The sequence below is a fragment of the Okeania sp. SIO2B3 genome (genome assembly GCF_010672525.1).
Taxonomy (GTDB): Bacteria; Cyanobacteriota; Cyanobacteriia; order Cyanobacteriales; family Microcoleaceae; genus Okeania.
This window is the reverse complement of the sequence record NZ_JAAHGH010000052.1, coordinates 28,965-47,747: the sequence shown is the minus strand read 5'-3', so window position 1 is coordinate 47,747 and position 18,783 is coordinate 28,965. Positions and strand designations below refer to the sequence as shown.

Genomic DNA, 18,783 nt, shown 5'->3' with positions numbered 1-18,783 from the left:
CATCTAAACTATAACCACCTGCATCCCAAGTAGTAGTTGTGAAAGTATTAGCACTATTTTCTGTATCAACCGCTGTAACTGTTATTCCGCCTATTCCTTCACCAACTGTATAGAAATCGTCATCAGTAACTGCATCAGTGTAGGCAACACCTGTGATAAATGGACCATCGTTATTACGGCCAAACTTTTGGGTAGTCATCACTACATCAGTGTAAGTTGTCCCGTTCCAAGTATACGTCGTTGCTTGTAATGAAGAAACTCCGATTGCCTCAAAGCTAGCATTCATAAGATTTTCACGATGACCTGGACTTATGAATAGATCTTTGTGGTTTTCCTCCACAAGACCGGTGAAGTCGGAAATACCGGAAGCTAGTGGTGAATCAAAACTGATATTTTCCCCAGCACCAAACCATTGGTACCCCGCATTCGTCATACGTTCCCAGAATTGTGTACCATTTTCTCCTGTGTGGCTAAATTCGTTGTTATCTAGCATCCATTGACTGTGTTCGTTAGCAGCAGTATTGAGGTTGAGATTAAATGCTAGAGGTTGTTTGGCATCAGTGGAGATTGTATCTTGTGCGAGTCCTTCATTTAGATCAATATTATAGTGATCTGCTTCTGCAGCAGGGTCTTGGCGACCTCTGTTGATCAATTCGAGCATATATTGGTCTTGGGCGGAAGGAAGTGTAGTAGCCATAGTTTGTTTTGTTGTAAATTTAAAGGACAGTAATTGAAAAATCGGGATGATTTCCCTTGTCAACTCCAGTTTTTAGTAATTAAATATTGCTCGAAAAATCAGCCAAATTATGTAGTTAAAATTCAGAATTAATTGAAATAATTTAACTATTTGTTTTGTGTTTTAAGAACAAGTGATTATTTAATTTACTATCTATCACTACATGGAACTTTGTAGAGTTCCGGGAGTAATTTTGCCAGATCAAAAAGTTAGTATATTTGTCTTAATTCAAAACACTTATCTTGATTTTTTTAAGCTAAAAATCGTATTGTGAGCGGTCTTACCCTGGGATATCATTAAGGAAATTGTTAGTCGATCTATTTAATGAACAAAAAAAATAATTTTTAATAAAAAAAAAGTAATTACTTCTAATGAGGTGGGACTCAAAAAAGGAGTAATTACTTAAGATTGAATATTTAATTGAAAATAACTAGGACTAGGATAAAAATTAAATCAGTAAAATATCAAGGAAAATTAGGTCTTGAAAGAGACAAGTAGTATTCTTGAAACTGAGAGAAAAGCTTAAATTACCATTCCCTCTCCTATCGGATTAACCCTTTCCTCATTCACATCCTAGAAAAGACTTACATTTTTACTTCCAAAGCTCTCAATTTTAGGAACTCAGTATTAACTCCAGACTCACGAGTTAAAGCAATTTTACCTGTTCTAGCAATTTCGCGGATACCATATTTAGCAAGCATTTGGACAATAGCAACCATTTTTCCTGGGTCTCCTACTACTTCAATAGTTAATGAGTCCTCACCTAAGTCTACTACCCGCGCCCGAAAAATATTTGCAATCTCAACCACTTCCGATCGCATATTTGTAGTAGCATTAATCTTGAGTAACATTAACTCTCGTTCCACACAGGGAATAGCAGTAATATCTTGTACTTTCAAAACATTAATCAACTTATATAGTTGTTTGGTCAACTGCTCAATAACATGGTCGTCCCCAGGCACCACCATTGTAATTCTAGAAACACCTGATTGTTCTGCTGGGCCAACCGCCAGGCTTTCAATATTAAAACCACGACGGGCAAACAAACCAGCAATGCGGGTCAAAACTCCCGCTTCGTCTTCAACTAAAACAGAAAGAGTATGTTTCATTCTCTAAATCAGTAGCTATCTTGGCCAACCTATAGCGCTACGCGCATAGGGGAGCAGTCGGATTGGCGACGTACAGAAGTTAGTACGGGCGAATGGCCATTTGCGCTCCGCAAAGCTGACGCTTTAGATGTTGCGGAGCAAAACGCCCGTACAGAAGTCACAAGTAATCCTTGACTAACTTTGAGCATTTATAAATGTCCGCTCCCTATTTGCGTAGTGCTATATTTAATATTTTGTTATTTTATACTTAAGTTTAGGTTTAATCGGGTTTTTATACCACTAACAATTTTTACAACTTATGGCTGATGAAGGTTCAATAATTTTAGAGGTAAAGAGTAAGGGTGAATTTGTCAAGCAAATAAATCAGCGTTTGGATATCTGGATATCTGAGCAAATACCTGACCTATCGCGATCGCATATTCAAAAGTTAATATCCCAAGGTAATGTGAAAATAAACGACCAACTCTGCACTTCTAAAAAAGTAATAGTACAGCATGGCGATCGGATTGTTTTAACTATTCCTCCACCAGTACCTTTAGAAATAGAAGCTAATGATATTCCTCTGGACATTCTCTACGAAGATGATGCTTTATTAATTATTAACAAACCAGCAGGTTTAGTCGTACATCCAGCTCCCGGACATTCTGATGGTACTTTGGTGAATGCACTTTTAGCTCATTGTGATTCTTTGGCAGGTATTGGTGGAGTGCAACGACCGGGTATTGTGCATCGTTTAGATAAGGATACGACCGGAGCAATAATGGTCGCGAAAACAGACCAAGCTTATCAACATTTGCAAGCACAGTTGCAGGCAAAAACGGCGAGGCGGGAATATTTAGGAGTGGTTTATGGTAGTCCGAAAACAGATAGTGGTAAAATAGACTTACCTATTGGTCGTCATCGGATAGACCGCAAAAAAATGGCGGTGACACCAGTGGAAAGAGGAGGAAAAATTGCTGTTACTCATTGGGAAGTTAAGGAACGTTTGGGAAATTTTTCTATGATGTTGTTTCGGTTAGAGACTGGCAGGACTCATCAAATTCGGGTTCACAGTGCTAAAATAGGGTATCCTATTGTGGGGGATACTATTTATGGAAAAGGTCGTTCCGTAGGAGTGAATTTAACTGGTCAAGCACTTCATGCTTGGCGACTAGAGTTACAACATCCTATTTCTGGAGAGTTAATTTCAGCGATCGCTCCTTTGCCAGAAGATTTTCTCACTTTGGTTGAGGTTTTGCGTAGACGTTCTGGGTTAAGAGCGAAGAGTCAGGAGTCATAACTCAGGATTCAGTTATAATACTGTAGGTTGGGTTAAGCGGTAGCGCAACCCAACAGACAAAACGAGTTTGTTGAGTTTATCCTACAGATAAGCTACGAATATCGTTCCGATACCCAACCAACAAAAAGCTAATTTTTTTAATTATCATCAAGTTCAGGAGTAGAAAATTATGGATCGTGGAAAAATTGTGGCTATTATTACTGGAGCTATTTCTATAGCTTTGGCGATCGCCTATCTAATTATAGTACAACTATTAGATTTGAGAGGTAGTGAAATGATACCTGCCCCCACTTCAATATTGCCCCTGGTTGAAAAACTTGTATGATTATTTTGCTATAACTCCGGAAAATTTCCACCATGCGCACTGCCTACCAATATAAATTAAGGCCAAACAAAGAACAAATAGCCACAATAGAATTGTGGTTAGAATTGTTGCGTCGGCAGTACAACTATAGGTTAGACGAGCGGTTCTCGTGGTGGTCAGAAAACCGTTGTCCCGTTAACGCCTGCCCCAAGGTGCATGCCAATTCCTCAACTAAGAGATAACCCAGACTATTACTCTCAAAAACGAGATTTGGTCAATACCAAAGACAAATTTCCTGACTACAAGCTAATTCATTCTCAAGTATTACAAGATTGCATAAAACGAGTAAAACTTGCCTTTGATAGATGGTTTAAAGCAGACAAAAATGGACAGAAACTAGGGAAACCAAGGTTTAAGGGAAAAGGTCGTTATCGTAGTTTTACTTATCCTCAAATCAAGCAAGACTGCATTCAAGAAAACAAGATCAACTTGCCAAAAATAGGCAATATAAAGTTGATTCAACATCGACCTTTACCGAAGCGGGATACCGGAGCTACGAAACGAGAAGCCCACATTATAGCGTCAGCTTAGTGTGGGAGTATGTCACTTCAGTACATCCTTTTAATTGTCAGGAGGTAAACTAAAAAATCACTACTTAATCTATAGTTAGGCTTAGTTTTTCTGTTCAATATAAATCATGCGAGTTCGAATATCAACACCTTGGCTTGAAGAAGTCCAACCTATAATAAAATAATCTTCTATGGCATCTTCAAGCACAATTTTTGAATGATCATAAACCGGAACAACAAAGTTTTTAATATATTCCTCTGTCATCTCATCAAGACTGATAATAATAGCTTGACGGGCAATTCGATATATATGCTCAATTGCTGTTTTAGCATCTTCAACAAAATGCAATGAACTTAAACAAAAAACAAGATCGTAAGACTGAGAATCAATTTCAGCTAAAGCAGTTTTAATAGGTTTGTGAATGGTTTTATAACCTCTTTTAGCTAATCCAGCATCTTACCTGAAATATCAACCCCTGTATATTCAAAATTTCCTTGTAATAATTCACTTAAAAGTCCAGTTCCACAAGCAATATCTAAAATACTACCTTGATGATGATTGTATTTTTGGAAGATTTTCAACATCTCATTATGCAGATTTGCATTAGACTTTCTCTTTGCCACATCATCATATTTTGCAGCATAATCATCATAAAATTCTTCAGCAGAAATTTTATTTACCATAATTTATAGTTCAAAATTGACTTAGATTTTTCATCCCTTATGGTCTAATTAATCTGCAACATTAAACGTTAAATGTTATTAAACCATTACCTTAGTTTTTTTGCTCAATATAAATCATGCGAGTTCGGATATGAATACCTTGGCTTGAAGAAGTCCAGCCTATAATAAAATAATCTTCTATGGCATCTTCAAGCACAATTTTTGAATGGTCATAAACCGGAACAACAAAGTTTTTAATATATTCCTCTGTCAATTCATCAATACTGATTATAATAGCTTTGCGGGAAATCCGATAAATATGTTCAATCGCAGTTTGAGCGTCTTCAACAAAATACAATGAACCTAAACAAAAAACAAAATCATAGGACTGGGAATCAATCTCAGCTAAAGCAGTTTCTATCGGTTTATGGATGGTTTTATAACCTCTTTTAGCTGCAATATCCAGCATCTTAGCTGAAATATCAATTCCTGTATATTCAAAATTTCCCTGCAATAATCCACTTAGAAAACCTGTTCCACAACCTATATCTAAAATCATACCTTGATGATAATTGTGTTGATGGAAGATTTTGACCGCCTCATTCAAATGCTGTGCATTACACTTACCCTTAAACACAACATCATCATATTTGATAGCATAATTATCATAAAATTCTTCGGCGGAAATTTTGTCAAGCATAGTTCCTACTTCAATATTTACTTATACTTAATCTACCGATCAAACCCAACTTTATTGTCAGAAAAAATATGACAAGAATACAATAGTTGAAAACTAAATATTACTGAAAAATATTAGTAGCCTTAATCATATGATAAGCAACAAGTAACTGAGTCAAAGCCAAAGGATAACTTTGAAGCAGCTCCCCAGTCGTACCAACTAACTTACCAAGATCTGGGTCTCCTTTCGGCGAACAAAAATCCTTTAAGTAAGGCGTATCTTGACATAAAATCATCTCTAATTCATTTACCTGTTCCTTAGTAGCATGACTATCAATTTCCAAAACATCCACTGGTTTACCCATATCTCGGTCTAACCCCAAGCGAACTGCTGGCTGAAAACTAGGGCTACCTTGGCCAATAATCTCTAGAAAATCTGGGTGAGGAATAGTTGGTCTAAGCACCAAACGTACATGAAGTTGAGAGCTATTTTCATCATCTGAAGGAGGATAGAAAGTGACAACTACATCTGCCCACTTACGTTGGGGACGGATAAAAGCCTCCGAGTCTGGTTCCCGTTTTTCCATTTCTTTGAGGACCTGTTCTTCACTATATCCCCTCTTCATTGTATCTCGTTTTACTTTCCATTTCGCCCTTAAATCTTCTGGTGGTGCTAGGTACACCTTCACATCGTAAGAATCTCTCGCCCCCCTAGTTGAATAACCCAATAGTCCTTCAACAATCACAAACTTGCTAGGCTTAATATATTCTGGCGGGTCAAATTTTCCCGTTGAGTGATTATAAATGGGCTTAAGAATTGGTTGTCCAGTACGCAGCAGAGTCAAATGTTGCTGCATTATATCAAGATGGTTACAATCTGGGTGTAGGGCTGTAATACCTATTTCCGCCCTTTGTTTTCGGTCATAGCGATGGTAGTCATCTGTACAGATCGTAGTCACATTTTCTGGCCCTAAGACTTGAGCAATTCCTCTAGTCAGAGTAGTTTTACCCGCAGCGCTATCACCTACAATTCCTAGAATGATTGGACGATAATTCATAATTTTATTTCTCCCTACTACCGAACAACAGCTTACATAAAACAACCAGAAATTTCTAAGTATTTCTTAATTTTACAATCTATTTGACACTGGGGCAAGATTTTTGAGAGAGGGATTAGGTTTTCAGACATACCATCGCTGATGCTATCAAATACAGCGCGAGACTCTGAGAGTTAAAGTAGAGCGATCGCTCTACTGAAGTTATAGGACAAAATCTTTGTCTAAAAAATTTTATCAACAACTATTCTGACCAATTTAAAGAAAAAAAATCCTGGCGTTGTTGAAGCGCGTGTATGATATTAATCTTAATTACGGCTTGCTGATTAAATCTAAAAGTATTTACAGATAAAGATTTTAGCCTTTTTGGGGCATTGAAAAAGTGCCTGGTTTTCAGCTATTGATGCTCATGCTAGGAGCGTATTTTAGGCGCATAGTTGGGCAGAACAATTATTGGGACAAAACGCCCGCTCCTACCTCCTCGCTCCCGACCATTTTCTCCTGTCTCCTGTCTCCAGTATAGCTGTCTCCTACCCTCACCCATAAGACTAGTGAAGCACAAACCCTAATTATTTAGGAGTCAACCCACACCTAACCCCTCCCAGGAGAGGAACGACCGAGTCAGGAGGAAGGAAAGAAGAAGAAAGAGTAGTAGAGGGAGAAAGTTTTTTGTTTGCGCTGTTGTCCGGACAAGATATCATACCTCAAATCACCAACGCCAAAATCCTTTTTGTCAATCTTCTTCTTTTAAGGAGAGGTAATTATAAATTATTGAACATCGGAGCGAATGGCCATTTATTAACCCAGAGCTGACCCTAAAGCCCCTACTACTAACTACTTCTTCAAAGCATAATACCCATCAACTAATAGCAGTCTTCAAACTTCGACAAAACTGCCCGATCGCCTCCAAACCCTCGTCTGGCCTTCCCTCTGCCAAACGCTTAACCACCGCACTACCGACAATAACCGCATCACTCCCCCACTTTTTTACTTGCAAAGCGTGTTCCGGTTGAGAAATACCAAAACCAACACCAATAGGTTTATCTGTCACCCCTCGCATTTGTACCAACAAATCTTCAACCCGCGTCTGTACTTGATTACGCATTCCCGTTACCCCAGTCACACTCACCAAATAAATAAACCCTTGAGACTGACGAGCGATCGCCTCTATTCTCTCTTTTGGGCTAGTAGGAGCCACCAACAAGGTCAATTCAATCCCAATATCCCGAGCAGGTTTTAACAAAATATCCGCCTCTTCCAACGGCAGATCCGGCACAACCAAACCCCTAGCACCAGCATCATAAATTTTTTTCAGGAAGCTCTCCACCCCTCGAGACAAAATCGGATTATAGTAAGTAAACAAAATAATCGGCGATCGCAACCTTTTGCTCGTCGTCTGAACCACCTCTAACACCGACTCCAAAGTAGTCCCCCGCGCCAAAGAGCGAGTCGCAGCAGCCTGAATTACTGGACCGTCAGCCAAAGGATCGGAATAGGGCACACCCAACTCAATCAGATCTGCCCCACTCTTATCCAATACCTCCAAAGCTTTGGCCGTAGTTTCCAAATCTGGATCGCCTGCCGTAATAAAAGGAATAAAAGCACACTGGCGACCATTTTCCGAATTGCGTAGAGATTCAAAGCGATGAGAAACTGAAATCATTTTTAATTTTCAATATTGGATAGAGAATTGATCAAAATAATTGGGTCGCGCAACCCCGCCTTTTAAGGCCAAATCTTTTTGGAGCCTTGCTCAAATCCCCTACTTCCCCTCCTGGCTCACCTCCTGGGAGGGGCGGGGGTGGGTTAACTTCTGTACGGGCTAATGGCCATTCCACCCTACTGACTTCTGACTTCTGACTTCGTTAATCCTGCTTATTCTGAGCTACCCTTTCTTGTTCAACTTCTGCCTGCAACTGAGCCAATTCCTCTGGAGTCATTTCTTCCAGACGCTTTTGAATCACTGCGTCCTCATAATCTTTTAACTGTTGGTTATAGGTCATATTGCTATTAGTAACCCGAAACAAATAGGTCAGTAGCCAGCCAACCAAGCCACCGACCAATACAGCTTGTGTCCAGATACCAGCCTCAATACCATTTACTCCTACTACCTGAAATATAAAGTAGAGGATACCACCAGCAGCAAAAATACCGACACTTATTCCAATGGCCTCAATTCGTCGCATTAACCTTCAATTTGTCGCCGTCTGGGGCGAAAGTTCAAAAATGGGGACAATACTAACATACCAGGGAAGAAGAAGAACATCAAGAAATACATAAAGCCACGTTCAAAGGAACTAGCAAGATACCAACGGATATTCAAGTAAGCATAAACTATAGCTGGCATTACCAGAAGGTAGGCTCCTGCTAGGACTGCATAAATAATTAGGATTACCAGATTCGCGTCTAGATCTAAGTTCATAAACAATATTTATTTAGAAATTGCAATAGTTAATCGTATTCTGTCTAATATATTATTGGCTGAATGCCTATTTCCCATTAACAGTTCTTAGAAACTTATGATTTTCTATATAAATCTATGATTTTCTATAAATAACCTGTTCTATTCCTGCTTCATTCTGGCAACGTCGGCGCCTGTCCAGTCCAAAAGCTGACACGGATAGACTGCCGACCATAGCGAGATTTAAGCTAGCATTATTATTGCATATTTTGGAAGGACTCAGTTTTTTGGAACAAAATTTCTGAAATGAAGTAAAAGTCTGAGGATCAAACCATCTCTTAATGAGATATCGTTTATTTAAGAATCTCTCCATCTGGCCATCTCCCTTCCTGGCTATCCACATTTGGCCATCTCCCTATCAATTTTTCTCTAGTGACAATAAATTGACCCCGCCCTAGAAGGACGGCGAGTGTCAATCCGCAAGCCCTAAATACTTTTTTTCCTCCCTTGTTGAGCAACTCCTATTCCCCACTTCTACAAGAAGTCTCAATTTTTTTTTCAAAATAGTTGCCAAAAATTTGAACATTGTGATTAAATAAAAGAATGAGCTTTTTCTGCAAAAGCAGTGAGTTCAAAACTCGACATCAAAACGGGGGTGTGGCGGAATGGTAGACGCTACGGACTTAAAATCCGTTGACCTTAACAGTCGTGTGGGTTCAAGTCCCACCACCCCCACCATATTATGGGTTTTAGCTTTTTTAAGCCTATAACTGCCACGGACTATTTTAGCTTATTTCCTTGGCACATTTTTAGGTACGTTTAAATTTTGTATTGTTATGCTAATCGCTTATACTGTATGGTTATACCAATTATCTACACTCAAATTCTAACCCAGCCAGTATAAATGGCTGGGGAGAATAAAAAATTATACTGCCAAGAAACAAGTCGCTAATCTGTGGACTACACAGACCAAATTAGTTTTAGCCCATCAGGTCCATATCTCCAAATTTTTGTCACTAAATCAATACTAAAGTTAAGTATTTTGGAGTTTACAATCCCCCATTTAACCTTAAGAGTATTTCCATTAGATTCTAAGACTTCGCACATCCCATACTCTTTATCAGGAGTTGTAACGTCAACTAAATCTCCTATTTTCACACCTGTTGATTTTTCCTTTTCTAGCGTTCCAGGTGAAGAGGTTTTAGCCTCTACCACCTCCTCCGATTTATATATATTATTATCGCTAGGTGTCATTGCCTCTAAATCTCCCCATACTTGGGTTTGGCAGTGTTCAGCTTTAGAGTCTAGTTTTTGACCAAGAATCTGCATAAGTGGCTGAGACAATGCCTCAAGTTTTCCGTTGATAGAGATTGCAAGATAGATGTCAAAAAGCTTGTAATATCGTTTGCCATTTCGTCGCGACACGATAAGCGTGTAGCCGATTTTTTCAAGTACGCGATTTATATACTGGATAGTTGATGCTTTGCCTCTTTTAGGAAGGTAGTTTCGTCGCCGCCAATGATTGGCCGATTTAACAATGGCCTCCAACTCTTTGTCGTCTCCTGTCCATTCGCGGTCGGGATTTTCTAAAATTTTTCTTAGTCCAGTATCTAATAATTTAGAGGCCACGAAGTGAGGCGATCGCCAATCTGGCAAATAAACTTCGGAATTTTTTATTTTTTTTAACCAATAATTCTTCTGAATTGTTGAACTTTTATCCATGTTTTGAAAATGCCACCTTAATTCAAGGCGTGATATTAGCTGCTTGTCTGTATAGAGTATTTTGGTCAGCAGTTCTTCCCCCCACAATGAGGTATGTCTAATGCCAGGCAAAGTGCGATTTGTGAGGATAGATTTTTCAGCTTTCAATCTATCTTCATAGGAAGAACTCCATTTAGATAAAATGTCATCAGCATCTCCAAGAGAAATATTTTCAGACTTTAAGAATCTTTCAACATTATCTGCAATGACTTCTCTATTGGTCTTTTTCCACTGTTGATTTAAGGTTTTGTCAGATTCTAAATAAATATCAGTAACGTTGTGACCATCTACAATTAATCTATCCCTGAGTGTTTCTCTCAAGTTTAATTTCTCATAATTGCGTGCTGATTTTAGTTCACAAAAAGCTTGGAAATGTTTGTCTTGAGCGCTAGTCAATAACTCTTTAAACTTGGGAATTAATCTATTTAGTTTTTTATCTATACTGAGATTCATATGAGCATCTTCAGTAATTGCATTAGTTAAAGTTTTTTCTACTCTCTTTTTGAATGGTGAACTAAAACCATCTGCATCATTTATGACAAATTCCCTGCTGTAAATATGCCACTTGCATTTAGGGTCGCGAACGCGTCCTAACATTTGCATAAATTCATCTGTCCCTAAGTGAAACCTGAACGCGTAAATATCAGTAAAGTAGTCTTTTATGTCGATACTAACCCCCGCATCTATTGTGGGAGTATAAATGATTATACGTGGGCGTATTTGTCCTATGTAGCTGTTAGGACTACGCATAAATGATTTAGCTTCTGCTCCATCTATAGTAGTAGAATCTATCCTCAAGATGTCATCAGGATTTACTCCTAAGTTGATTAATTGAGCTTCTAATTGTTGTGCTTTTTTTAGTCCGTCAATTGCAACAACATAGGGATTTTTATTGGCTGCCAATTCTGATATCAATGGTTGATATTCGTTGTTGTTTTTAGTTAGTCTTGGTACATTATTGTCGAGGGTGTCGTTGATAGTTTCACTACCACAGATGAACTCAACACTTCTACTGACGGGGCTGTAATTATTCTTGATTTTGATGACATTATTAAATTCTGAAATTCTTTGTATGTACTGAACTTCTCGGTCTTTAAGGTTTGCGTCTAGTAAAATAATCGCATGAGCATACTTGAGTGTTATTTCTAATTTTTTTTGTATAAGAGAACGATGTCTTCTGCAAGTTGCACCTGCTAGTAAATGTGGTATAGCACTACTAATTTCATCAATGACAATAACTCTGTCTTTTAAATTTTCGTCATCCCATTTTGGCAGGGAATCAAAACAGTTCGCAATTTCGCTCAATCTGTCATTCATAAACAAGCTGGCATTATCGTCTCTTAAATGATAAATATTTAAGCGTCCACATGATTGCATCAGCAGTGCATTTCTAGTGCCAAGCATTAGTAGCCCATGGTCTTTGCAGTGCTCTTCTAACACTGATTTTAATGCTTCAGTTTTACCTGTTCCCATTGCTGAATTAACAGCAATAATTGATTTTGGTTTTAGGTATTTGCTAATAATATTATTGGGCAAAAAACGCTCATTAATTTCAATGTTAGGCTTATACCTTCTTGATCGTTTATAAAGACCTTTTGCTATCCTCTGATTCCGTGTATATTGCTTCCAGTTAATAATCTTTATTTCATCGCCACCACTTACTAAATAATCGTCTATATCTAGGTCTCTTTCCTTCTGCCACTGTTCCCACCAAGCAACTTCTAAAGTGTATCCATTTTGTCCTAAAAAATGCTTTAAGTTTGTATATTGAGACAAAACATTTCTGTTTTCATTCGCACCAGCATCAGGGTATAGTATTATGGGGATTGACTTATCTGGATGATTGCTATTTAGTAGTTGTAATAGTTGTTTACGACCGCCTGTAAAATTACCGCCAGCAGCTCCTATCATTACTCTTTTTAATTTCTCCGCAGCAATGATAGGTTTGAAGCCAACTGACTCACATAACCCTACACCAACTTGATTTATTTCTTCAGGAATGATGCACGCTAAAGGAATTTCTCCTGACTCTAAATGTGAAGTTGCTTGACCAGCTTTGAGCCAGTAGTATTTCATTTCAGACGTATTTTTAGGACGTAACTGTGCTCCTAATATCTGATTACCTTGCCAGACTGGTATGAAGATAGAGCTATCTTTTGCGTTGAATTTTCTGCCATATTTTAATGGCATTCCACTGGCTACAAGATTAATTAATTTTGTAGCATTATCAACTGACTTGAATTGATATTTCTCTATTAGTTCTGGTGTTAGACCTCGTTTCTCTAGCTGTTTCCTATGAGGAGTTGATAGTCCTAATTGTTTGACTACTTTTTTGAACCCTTTGGTCCGATCGATATCAGAAATGGGAGAGTATTTTTGGTGCTTTTGACTATAATTAATGTCTTGTGATGGGGGATGCGGTAGGCGATCACTGAGGCTCACATACATGCCAAAGCCTATCTCGTCTGTTCCCTTGTACTTGAAATCTTTTGAGGGATTGTCGGTACGGCAAAAGTATAGCTCGTCTTTACTTCGGCAGTCACGACGTTCGCCAGAACAGACTGGGCAAGGGGTGCTAAAACTGTTGTATCTTATCCACTGACCAGGACGATTGTTATGGTAAATTTTACTGTAATTATGTTGATTTTTTGTTGGGGGCTGTAGGCGGAAATTTTCACCTTCTGGGCGGATGTACCCATCTTCTAAGTCGTAGTGAGTAAACATAATAGTTCTTTGTTTTATATTTTTTCTTGTCGCTTCTTCTCTGAATTGACCTGACTGTTGTAGCCTGTTTGTAAGATGTTTTGTGACAGCTAGACAGCCCACTAGATAGTGCTGTGTTATAGTGGGCGTAAATGAACGGTGTAGTAAACAGCGTACTGAACAAATGAAAATTTCTGAGTTACTCGCTAGGTATGAACTTAAGTCTCGTGCTGCACTCTACAACCGGCGCAAAGCTTTGGGGATAGAGTTTGCTAAGGATGAGAATGACAGGGCTTTTGCAAGCAAGGAGCAGGTAGATATGCTAGATGACCTCCATGGCCATTTGCAAGGTGGAGGGAGGTTGTCGAATTACTCTCCAGTACATGATGCTCATGTAATTTCGGTAAGCCCGGTGGATAGCAGATCTAGCAATGAATATTCCGTTGAACAGTACAGTGGATGCAGTGAGCTGTCTAGTGAACAGAGACGACAGACCAGTTCAATTGAATTACTGGAAAAACTGGTAGGAGCGATCGCTACTACTATTCAGCCAGTGAGTCCTGTTATTAAGAGGCACCAGCAACTTCAGCAAGCGGCTGAGAATGGTTGGTTGTTGACATCTAAAGATGTCCAGGCAATTACAGGACGCAAACCCACCAGGAAAGGCAGTGATTTATGTCAGATTGGGGGATGGTTATTTATTAGCGTGGGTAAGTCTGGGAATCAACTTTTATGGAAGGCTGAAAAACTCAACCTTTAAAGCGATCGTGTGAGTCAATGATGATTGTATTGACGAGAATCAATAGGGGATGTGATTGCCACTAGAATAGTTATGATCAAGTACATAGCTTGCTCTTGGGCTTTGAAAATCGGGTATGTATTCGGCTTCTGCCCATCCACAATTTTCAACTTCCCTCAAGGTTTTGGAAGTATACTTGAAAGTAATGTTTACTATAAGTACTGGGAAAGGCAGTCCAGAGTTTTCCGCGTAAGAAAACGGGAGCGTTTCTGGCTCCGCCCACCCATGTTCCTCTAGCTCTTCAAGATATGTACTCTCTATGTCTCTTCTAATGCGTTCTTGATATTCGCTAGATATTCGCGGAATTTCTACCTTGATACACCCGTGACTGATTGTATATGGCAAAGGTAAGGCACGCCCTATTACCCCGCAGTAGTATTTGTTACTACAGTGCTCAGGTGTAATTTCGTCATCAGGATGGTCGCTACAATTTAGATTGATTGGGCACAATTTTTCCATGATTGAAGTTGATTATAGTTAGTTTTGATGTAAAAAGAAATTGATGGTTTAGGCGATCGCGTGAGCTAATAATGATTGCTCCTAAGTTATTACTGTTAATAAGAAAGATTTTTCATTCTGTTATTCAAATCCTCTGCTAGTTGCTCGGCTTGTTTCTCTGTACTCATCATTGCTACGGTGACTGTATGGTTTGGCTTTCCGCAAACTACATACAGCTTTGGCCTTTTTGTCTCAGTTGAACCAAGATATTTTTCTGTAAAATTATCCTGCAAACTTGAGACCCAGAAATGATTGAAAATTGTACCGCTTACTCCAAGAGGCTGATTGTTTTCGGATTTAAGCAAGGTTAATTACTCCTGAATAATACTGTTGATAAATTCCCGTCTGATGTCAAGAAGTCTTATCCCTAAAAGAGTTTGACCAAATACTTCTTCTTGTGAATTAAGGACTTTTGCTATACACTCATTGATGTAGTCTACAATGGTTTTTCCTATGATTATTTGGCTTTCGGAACTAGAGCTTTTGTTTAAAAACATAATTGCTGTATGTATTTTTTCACTATTTTCTAATGGATGAAGAATCGTAAAAGCAAATATCTTATGTCTAATTTTGTCTATTTCTGCAAGATGAAAACTATAGAAGTCAGGCTTAAATCCGATGCTTGTGTACCCTTCTTCTTTTGAAGCAGATACACCACATTCCTGACTAATAAAATCCAGAATTTCTTCATGCCAAAAAATTATATTTCCCAAATGAATTATTTTGGGATTTTCTTTGTTGAAAATCATTTTCTCCTTCTTTATACTGTGTAGTAATAGGTTTTGCTCTTTATCTTCCTTTTTTCTATCAAGCCTCTCTTATGCAATATGCATAATGCATAGTAGATAGTATTTGACTTGTATTCATGTAGTCGTTTTACCTTTGAAAATACCTCTTCTCTAGACAATGAGTCTTTACTGTCTTTAAGTATGGATAAAGTTACCAAGAAACTTTTGGGTAATTTTTGATGTTGTTTCGACTGTGGAGTCATAATTTTTTCTAGTTTTCAACCTTCTTTACGGCAAATTAATAAATCTTCTGGAACTTTAAAGTCCCACAAACTTAGATGCCCCTTCGTTTCAATTGGATTATTTAATAGCAAGGGATTTCGCAATTTCCAGTGCCATTGATCTGACATTGACCACCGGCTTCCGAATGAATCACGACTGATGTCAGTAATCTCAACGCTTCCAAGAATGCAGCCAGTTTCTAAATTGTCAGGAATCACAGCATTAAATCTCTGTAGAATCCAAAGCTTACCAAGGTCGTCAAATTGTTTCCCTGCGTGGATATACAGCAAGCCTCGGTAGGCAGTTCTCCAAATTCTGTTTTCAATGTCTTTGCCTAAATTAAAAATAGCCCAAGCCCAAGGCTGCTTGAGAGTTAAACATTTAATGGTTTTGCTTGTTGTGTCTATCAAGGACGTATTCATATTTTGGCCTCATTCCAAGTGATTTATTAGTACCAATCGACCCAAGTAGCCTCTAGATTGGGTGAATCTCCAAGTAGCATTTCCCAGGCGATTAATGCTTGCTTTAATGCTCTCTGTTCGTCTGGATGTGTTGTTTCAAAAAAGTCGTATCCTGCTCTAACTGAGTAGCCTGCGAGCATATACATTTCTCTGGCTATTTCGTTGATTTTGTTTTTTACTTTCATTCCTCTGCTAGAAGTTTTTGCAAGCATTAATTTAATCCCAATGAAAAAAGATTTTAGCGCCATTTTCAGCCTCTTTCGCATACTGTTCCTGTGGATTAGCAATAGATATTCTCCATTCTAAAAGGTTGTATGTGCATAGGATTCCTGGATAAGAATCTGATGTTTTCTTTTCGCAAGTTTGCGCTAAAAACACGAATCGATTTACATCGTCTTTGTCTATTTGCAATTTTTCACTTAAGATGCGCCACAGGTAATAATGTTCATGGTAAAAATTACTCCTCATTCCTGCTTCTACTTCATAGGAAAGTAATTTTTCTGAAATATAGCCGTATCCCCTTTCCTTGGGACTATCGGGGGTGATTTGATGAGTTTCATACAATTTGCCTTTTGTGGAATATGCGTAGATTCTGCATATCCAAGTTTCACGGCAAATATTTCCGTTGAGAATTCTAAAAGCAGATTCTCCGTTGTCAAACTCTGTTTTTAGTTGTTCCAATGTTTTTGCTTCCCCAACCCCATATAGCTGTTGAGGAATTAATTTTAAGATATCTGTGAACTCCATTATTGTCCTCCTTATGCTCCCCCTACTCCCTACTTAAGTAGCTTAATTTTATTGCCAAAAAATATCTGCTTCAAAGCCTGACCGCAACGAGACTTCAATGAAAAACTAACTCCTATCTCCTCTGTTCTATAAGCACTGGAAATAGCTTCTGCTTCTACATCATCTAGCTCGTCGTCAAATATAAGATAGTTGATGTAATCAGACTTGCAGAAGAAAATGCTAATGAATTCATGGTCGTCATCCTGGGAGCCTGGATTTTTTTCCTGCATGGATACAGAGGCAATTTCTTTGAGAGGTATGAGACGAACGACGTTTGCCGAACAAAGAATGAAGTCGAAGCGAATAAATGTTTGTTCGCCAACTTTAGCTAAAGATGTCTCTTGTGGATCTTTCATGGTTTCCTCTTTAAATATATGATTTTTGTTAATACACTTAGAATTGACGCAACGTTTTGATTATTCGAATGACAACATTTGGCACATTTTTTTTATCAATTTCGTACCCTCTGTTGTAAATATGCAATCCTTTTCTATGAGCAAATATTATTTTTTTTAATTCTTTGTCATAGCAAGTATGATTTAAATTCATATTGTCCCAGAATATGTTGTATTTGTACCAAAAATTGTAGGTGTCATCAAATAGCAGTTGATTCCAAAGTTCAAACAGTAGGATTATATTTTCCATTCGCTTCTCCCTTCTTGAAGGATAAATTTACTCCAACACAACAAAAGCCCGACAACCTAAAACGCGATCGCCGAACTTACTCATCAATATTTTCCTCTTCGATGGGCTTCCACCAAAAAGAATCATCTCCTAATAAAGACACTCCTGCCCGAAAGATGTATACTGGATTTTCATTTAAAACAGAATTCAGCCAATTAATATCACTTGCTTCTATCTGCAAATTTTTTGGGAGTACATACTTTTCCATAAGGCTGCCAGGCTTAGAGGATAAGAGGTTACGGCCATGTAAAACAATGATATTTCTGAGTATGTCACTTAAAAGCAGGCATCGTCTCCACACTTTAAGGGGAGGCATTTTAGCACTTGTTAGGAAAATTTGAGGGCAAGCCATAAGCAGGTTGCAAGCTTTTTCTACTGTTATCTCCGGGATGTTATCTTGGCTGGTTTTCTTGAATTTATCTGTTTTGTCGTCCATTTCTGCTCCTAATCTAAAAATAAATTTACTCCAACACAACAAAAGCCCGACAATCTAAAACGCGATCGCCGGACTTTATGTTATTCAGTTGTTGGCTCTAATTCTGATGCACCCAAGACCCCCAGTAGTTCAGCTATGTCCTCTTTTAAGGCATCAATCTCTGGCTGAACTTCGAGGGCGAAATCTTCATTCTCTTTTAATGTCGCTATTAGCCTGCTTCGGTGTTCGGCTGCATACTTAGTATGTTTTTCTTCTAAGATTTCCAGGCGGCGAACTAATTTTTTAAGGAATTGCAGTATTGTTTGCTGGTCAAAGGCTTGCCCTCTGAAGTTGATTCCATGTCTATCCTTACCATTTGTTCCAAATATTCGCTTCGGCTGAGTTGTTTCTCTTCTCTTACCTCGTCCACATAATTCATGGCTTTCATAGTCAATGCTATTGAAGTTTTGATTTTCCTCTCCCCATATCTCTTGTGATTCGTTTTGTGAGCCATTTTTATTTGAGTCCCCTAGTTGTTCTTTCATGTATTTTACTACCAAATAAAAAAAATATCTTACTACTATATTAACATTTTATCTAAAATAGTAGTAATATGTCAACATAAGCAAAGAAAGAGAACGTAGGAGAAAGCGCGAATGCCGGAAACCACAGCTAGTACCTAATTTGCTTAAACAGTTAAACGCTCGGAAAAATCCAGAAAAATTAGGCTTTTCTACTTAGTTGAGAAGCCATCAGCGGGACTGCTAATAGGTAGCCCCAAATGTCCCATAACACCAATAGCAAAGGAGGTGAAGCTATTATTTAACTCCAACACAACAAAAGCCCGACAATCTAAAACGCGATCGCCGGAC

The 18,783-nt window shown here is 38.4% G+C and carries 23 protein-coding genes and 1 tRNA gene; 6 read left to right on the top strand and 18 right to left on the bottom strand.

All coding sequences use genetic code 11. The annotated features are described in order from the left end of the window. Positions 1 to 661, bottom strand: a 661-nt coding sequence (locus F6K15_RS24965) for a CAP domain-containing protein (protein ID WP_293065809.1), incomplete at its 3' end; no start/stop codon positions are given. Positions 662 to 1,320: 659 nt separating this feature from the next. After that, positions 1,321 to 1,845, bottom strand: a complete 525-nt coding sequence (ilvN, locus tag F6K15_RS24960; RefSeq protein WP_293065806.1) for an acetolactate synthase small subunit — start codon at positions 1,843 to 1,845, stop codon at positions 1,321 to 1,323. Positions 1,846 to 2,143: 298 nt separating this feature from the next. Between ilvN and F6K15_RS24955 the strand changes: the two genes are divergently transcribed. From F6K15_RS24955 to F6K15_RS38585, 4 genes are all read left to right on the top strand, one after another. Further along, on the top strand, positions 2,144 to 3,124 hold the full coding sequence (locus tag F6K15_RS24955) for an RluA family pseudouridine synthase (RefSeq protein ID WP_293065803.1): 981 nt from the start codon (positions 2,144 to 2,146) through the stop codon (positions 3,122 to 3,124). Between the two features lie 169 nt (positions 3,125 to 3,293). Continuing rightward, a complete protein-coding gene (locus F6K15_RS24950) occupies positions 3,294 to 3,449 on the top strand; it encodes a hypothetical protein (protein ID WP_293065800.1) in 156 nt (51 codons plus the stop codon). A 32-nt stretch (positions 3,450 to 3,481) separates the two neighbouring features. Beyond that, positions 3,482 to 3,670: a helix-turn-helix domain-containing protein gene (locus F6K15_RS38590; protein WP_363268652.1), complete on the top strand. Its 189-nt coding sequence runs from the start codon at positions 3,482 to 3,484 to the stop codon at positions 3,668 to 3,670. Next, positions 3,645 to 4,019, top strand: coding sequence for a hypothetical protein (locus F6K15_RS38585; RefSeq protein ID WP_363268650.1), 375 nt, complete (start codon positions 3,645 to 3,647; stop codon positions 4,017 to 4,019). The genes F6K15_RS38590 and F6K15_RS38585 overlap by 26 nt, the downstream gene beginning before the upstream one ends. An 81-nt stretch (positions 4,020 to 4,100) precedes the next feature. On the opposite strand, the gene F6K15_RS24940 is transcribed toward F6K15_RS38585, so the two are convergent. The 7 genes from F6K15_RS24940 to ndhL all read right to left on the bottom strand — a co-directional run bounded on the left by F6K15_RS24940 (position 4,101) and on the right by ndhL (position 8,815). After that, positions 4,101 to 4,346: a hypothetical protein gene (locus tag F6K15_RS24940; protein ID WP_293065797.1), complete on the bottom strand. Its 246-nt coding sequence runs from the start codon at positions 4,344 to 4,346 to the stop codon at positions 4,101 to 4,103. A 95-nt stretch (positions 4,347 to 4,441) separates the two neighbouring features. Next, a complete protein-coding gene (locus tag F6K15_RS24935; protein WP_293065795.1) occupies positions 4,442 to 4,681 on the bottom strand; it encodes a class I SAM-dependent methyltransferase in 240 nt (79 codons plus the stop codon). A 91-nt stretch (positions 4,682 to 4,772) separates the two neighbouring features. Next, the gene (locus F6K15_RS24930; RefSeq protein ID WP_293065792.1) at positions 4,773 to 5,360 is read right to left on the bottom strand and encodes a class I SAM-dependent methyltransferase; all 588 of its coding nucleotides are present in this window, start codon (positions 5,358 to 5,360) and stop codon (positions 4,773 to 4,775) included. A 100-nt stretch (positions 5,361 to 5,460) separates the two neighbouring features. Further along, entirely contained in the window at positions 5,461 to 6,396 is a 936-nt protein-coding gene (locus tag F6K15_RS24925; RefSeq protein ID WP_293065789.1) for a phosphoribulokinase, read from the bottom strand. An 856-nt stretch (positions 6,397 to 7,252) separates the two neighbouring features. Beyond that, entirely contained in the window at positions 7,253 to 8,056 is an 804-nt protein-coding gene (gene trpA / locus F6K15_RS24920; protein ID WP_293065786.1) for a tryptophan synthase subunit alpha, read from the bottom strand. A 202-nt stretch (positions 8,057 to 8,258) separates the two neighbouring features. Continuing rightward, a complete protein-coding gene (locus F6K15_RS24915) occupies positions 8,259 to 8,579 on the bottom strand; it encodes a DUF3007 family protein (RefSeq protein ID WP_293065783.1) in 321 nt (106 codons plus the stop codon). Further along, positions 8,579 to 8,815 (bottom strand): NAD(P)H-quinone oxidoreductase subunit L, encoded by a 237-nt coding sequence (ndhL, locus tag F6K15_RS24910; protein WP_293065780.1) that lies wholly within the window; start codon positions 8,813 to 8,815, stop codon positions 8,579 to 8,581. The genes F6K15_RS24915 and ndhL overlap by 1 nt, the downstream gene beginning before the upstream one ends. 630 nt (positions 8,816 to 9,445) lie before the next feature. Between ndhL and F6K15_RS24905 the strand changes: the two genes are divergently transcribed. Continuing rightward, a tRNA-Leu gene (locus tag F6K15_RS24905) sits at positions 9,446 to 9,532 on the top strand. A gap of 222 nt (positions 9,533 to 9,754) precedes the next feature. On the opposite strand, the gene F6K15_RS24900 is transcribed toward F6K15_RS24905, so the two are convergent. After that, positions 9,755 to 13,279: a plasmid replication protein, CyRepA1 family gene (locus tag F6K15_RS24900; RefSeq protein WP_293065778.1), complete on the bottom strand. Its 3,525-nt coding sequence runs from the start codon at positions 13,277 to 13,279 to the stop codon at positions 9,755 to 9,757. A gap of 163 nt (positions 13,280 to 13,442) precedes the next feature. Between F6K15_RS24900 and F6K15_RS24895 the strand changes: the two genes are divergently transcribed. Next, entirely contained in the window at positions 13,443 to 14,018 is a 576-nt protein-coding gene (locus tag F6K15_RS24895) for a hypothetical protein (RefSeq protein ID WP_293065776.1), read from the top strand. A 593-nt stretch (positions 14,019 to 14,611) separates the two neighbouring features. On the opposite strand, the gene F6K15_RS24890 is transcribed toward F6K15_RS24895, so the two are convergent. From F6K15_RS24890 to F6K15_RS24855, 8 genes are all read right to left on the bottom strand, one after another. Beyond that, entirely contained in the window at positions 14,612 to 14,860 is a 249-nt protein-coding gene (locus F6K15_RS24890) for a hypothetical protein (protein WP_293065774.1), read from the bottom strand. A 6-nt stretch (positions 14,861 to 14,866) separates the two neighbouring features. Next, complete coding sequence (locus F6K15_RS24885; RefSeq protein WP_293065771.1) at positions 14,867 to 15,304, bottom strand: hypothetical protein; 438 nt, start codon at positions 15,302 to 15,304, stop codon at positions 14,867 to 14,869. Positions 15,305 to 15,561: 257 nt separating this feature from the next. Beyond that, positions 15,562 to 15,987: an ASCH domain-containing protein gene (locus tag F6K15_RS24880; RefSeq protein WP_293065768.1), complete on the bottom strand. Its 426-nt coding sequence runs from the start codon at positions 15,985 to 15,987 to the stop codon at positions 15,562 to 15,564. 26 nt (positions 15,988 to 16,013) lie between these two features. Next, complete coding sequence (locus tag F6K15_RS24875; RefSeq protein ID WP_293065766.1) at positions 16,014 to 16,166, bottom strand: hypothetical protein; 153 nt, start codon at positions 16,164 to 16,166, stop codon at positions 16,014 to 16,016. 76 nt (positions 16,167 to 16,242) lie between these two features. Next, on the bottom strand, positions 16,243 to 16,773 hold the full coding sequence (locus F6K15_RS24870; RefSeq protein WP_293065763.1) for a hypothetical protein: 531 nt from the start codon (positions 16,771 to 16,773) through the stop codon (positions 16,243 to 16,245). Positions 16,774 to 16,802: 29 nt separating this feature from the next. Further along, positions 16,803 to 17,168 carry a hypothetical protein gene (locus F6K15_RS24865; RefSeq protein WP_293065760.1) on the bottom strand — a complete coding sequence of 122 codons (366 nt, stop codon included), beginning with the start codon at positions 17,166 to 17,168 and terminating at the stop codon, positions 16,803 to 16,805. Positions 17,169 to 17,533: 365 nt separating this feature from the next. Further along, positions 17,534 to 17,932 (bottom strand): hypothetical protein, encoded by a 399-nt coding sequence (locus F6K15_RS24860; RefSeq protein ID WP_293065757.1) that lies wholly within the window; start codon positions 17,930 to 17,932, stop codon positions 17,534 to 17,536. A gap of 80 nt (positions 17,933 to 18,012) precedes the next feature. After that, on the bottom strand, positions 18,013 to 18,456 hold the full coding sequence (locus tag F6K15_RS24855; RefSeq protein ID WP_293065755.1) for a hypothetical protein: 444 nt from the start codon (positions 18,454 to 18,456) through the stop codon (positions 18,013 to 18,015). Positions 18,457 to 18,783: the final 327 nt, after the last annotated feature.

What these genes read in the sequence shown, in the direction of transcription:
- F6K15_RS24930 (WP_293065792.1), bottom strand. Translation starts at nt 5,360, where the DNA reads ATGCTTGACAAAATTTCCGCCGAAGAATTTTATGATAATTATGCTATC.
- F6K15_RS24875 (WP_293065766.1), bottom strand. Translation starts at nt 16,166, where the DNA reads ATGCTCGCAGGCTACTCAGTTAGAGCAGGATACGACTTTTTTGAAACA.
- F6K15_RS24870 (WP_293065763.1), bottom strand. Translation starts at nt 16,773, where the DNA reads ATGGAGTTCACAGATATCTTAAAATTAATTCCTCAACAGCTATATGGG.
- F6K15_RS24860 (WP_293065757.1), bottom strand. Translation starts at nt 17,932, where the DNA reads ATGGACGACAAAACAGATAAATTCAAGAAAACCAGCCAAGATAACATC.
- ilvN (WP_293065806.1), bottom strand. Translation starts at nt 1,845, where the DNA reads ATGAAACATACTCTTTCTGTTTTAGTTGAAGACGAAGCGGGAGTTTTG.
- F6K15_RS24865 (WP_293065760.1), bottom strand. Translation starts at nt 17,168, where the DNA reads ATGAAAGATCCACAAGAGACATCTTTAGCTAAAGTTGGCGAACAAACA.
- F6K15_RS24885 (WP_293065771.1), bottom strand. Translation starts at nt 15,304, where the DNA reads ATGATTTTCAACAAAGAAAATCCCAAAATAATTCATTTGGGAAATATA.
- ndhL (WP_293065780.1), bottom strand. Translation starts at nt 8,815, where the DNA reads ATGAACTTAGATCTAGACGCGAATCTGGTAATCCTAATTATTTATGCA.
- F6K15_RS38585 (WP_363268650.1), top strand. Translation starts at nt 3,645, where the DNA reads ATGCCAATTCCTCAACTAAGAGATAACCCAGACTATTACTCTCAAAAA.
- F6K15_RS24950 (WP_293065800.1), top strand. Translation starts at nt 3,294, where the DNA reads ATGGATCGTGGAAAAATTGTGGCTATTATTACTGGAGCTATTTCTATA.
- F6K15_RS24900 (WP_293065778.1), bottom strand. Translation starts at nt 13,279, where the DNA reads ATGTTTACTCACTACGACTTAGAAGATGGGTACATCCGCCCAGAAGGT.
- F6K15_RS24880 (WP_293065768.1), bottom strand. Translation starts at nt 15,987, where the DNA reads ATGAATACGTCCTTGATAGACACAACAAGCAAAACCATTAAATGTTTA.
- trpA (WP_293065786.1), bottom strand. Translation starts at nt 8,056, where the DNA reads ATGATTTCAGTTTCTCATCGCTTTGAATCTCTACGCAATTCGGAAAAT.
- F6K15_RS24925 (WP_293065789.1), bottom strand. Translation starts at nt 6,396, where the DNA reads ATGAATTATCGTCCAATCATTCTAGGAATTGTAGGTGATAGCGCTGCG.
- F6K15_RS24935 (WP_293065795.1), bottom strand. Translation starts at nt 4,681, where the DNA reads ATGGTAAATAAAATTTCTGCTGAAGAATTTTATGATGATTATGCTGCA.
- F6K15_RS38590 (WP_363268652.1), top strand. Translation starts at nt 3,482, where the DNA reads ATGCGCACTGCCTACCAATATAAATTAAGGCCAAACAAAGAACAAATA.
- F6K15_RS24915 (WP_293065783.1), bottom strand. Translation starts at nt 8,579, where the DNA reads ATGCGACGAATTGAGGCCATTGGAATAAGTGTCGGTATTTTTGCTGCT.
- F6K15_RS24895 (WP_293065776.1), top strand. Translation starts at nt 13,443, where the DNA reads ATGAAAATTTCTGAGTTACTCGCTAGGTATGAACTTAAGTCTCGTGCT.
- F6K15_RS24955 (WP_293065803.1), top strand. Translation starts at nt 2,144, where the DNA reads ATGGCTGATGAAGGTTCAATAATTTTAGAGGTAAAGAGTAAGGGTGAA.
- F6K15_RS24855 (WP_293065755.1), bottom strand. Translation starts at nt 18,456, where the DNA reads ATGAAAGAACAACTAGGGGACTCAAATAAAAATGGCTCACAAAACGAA.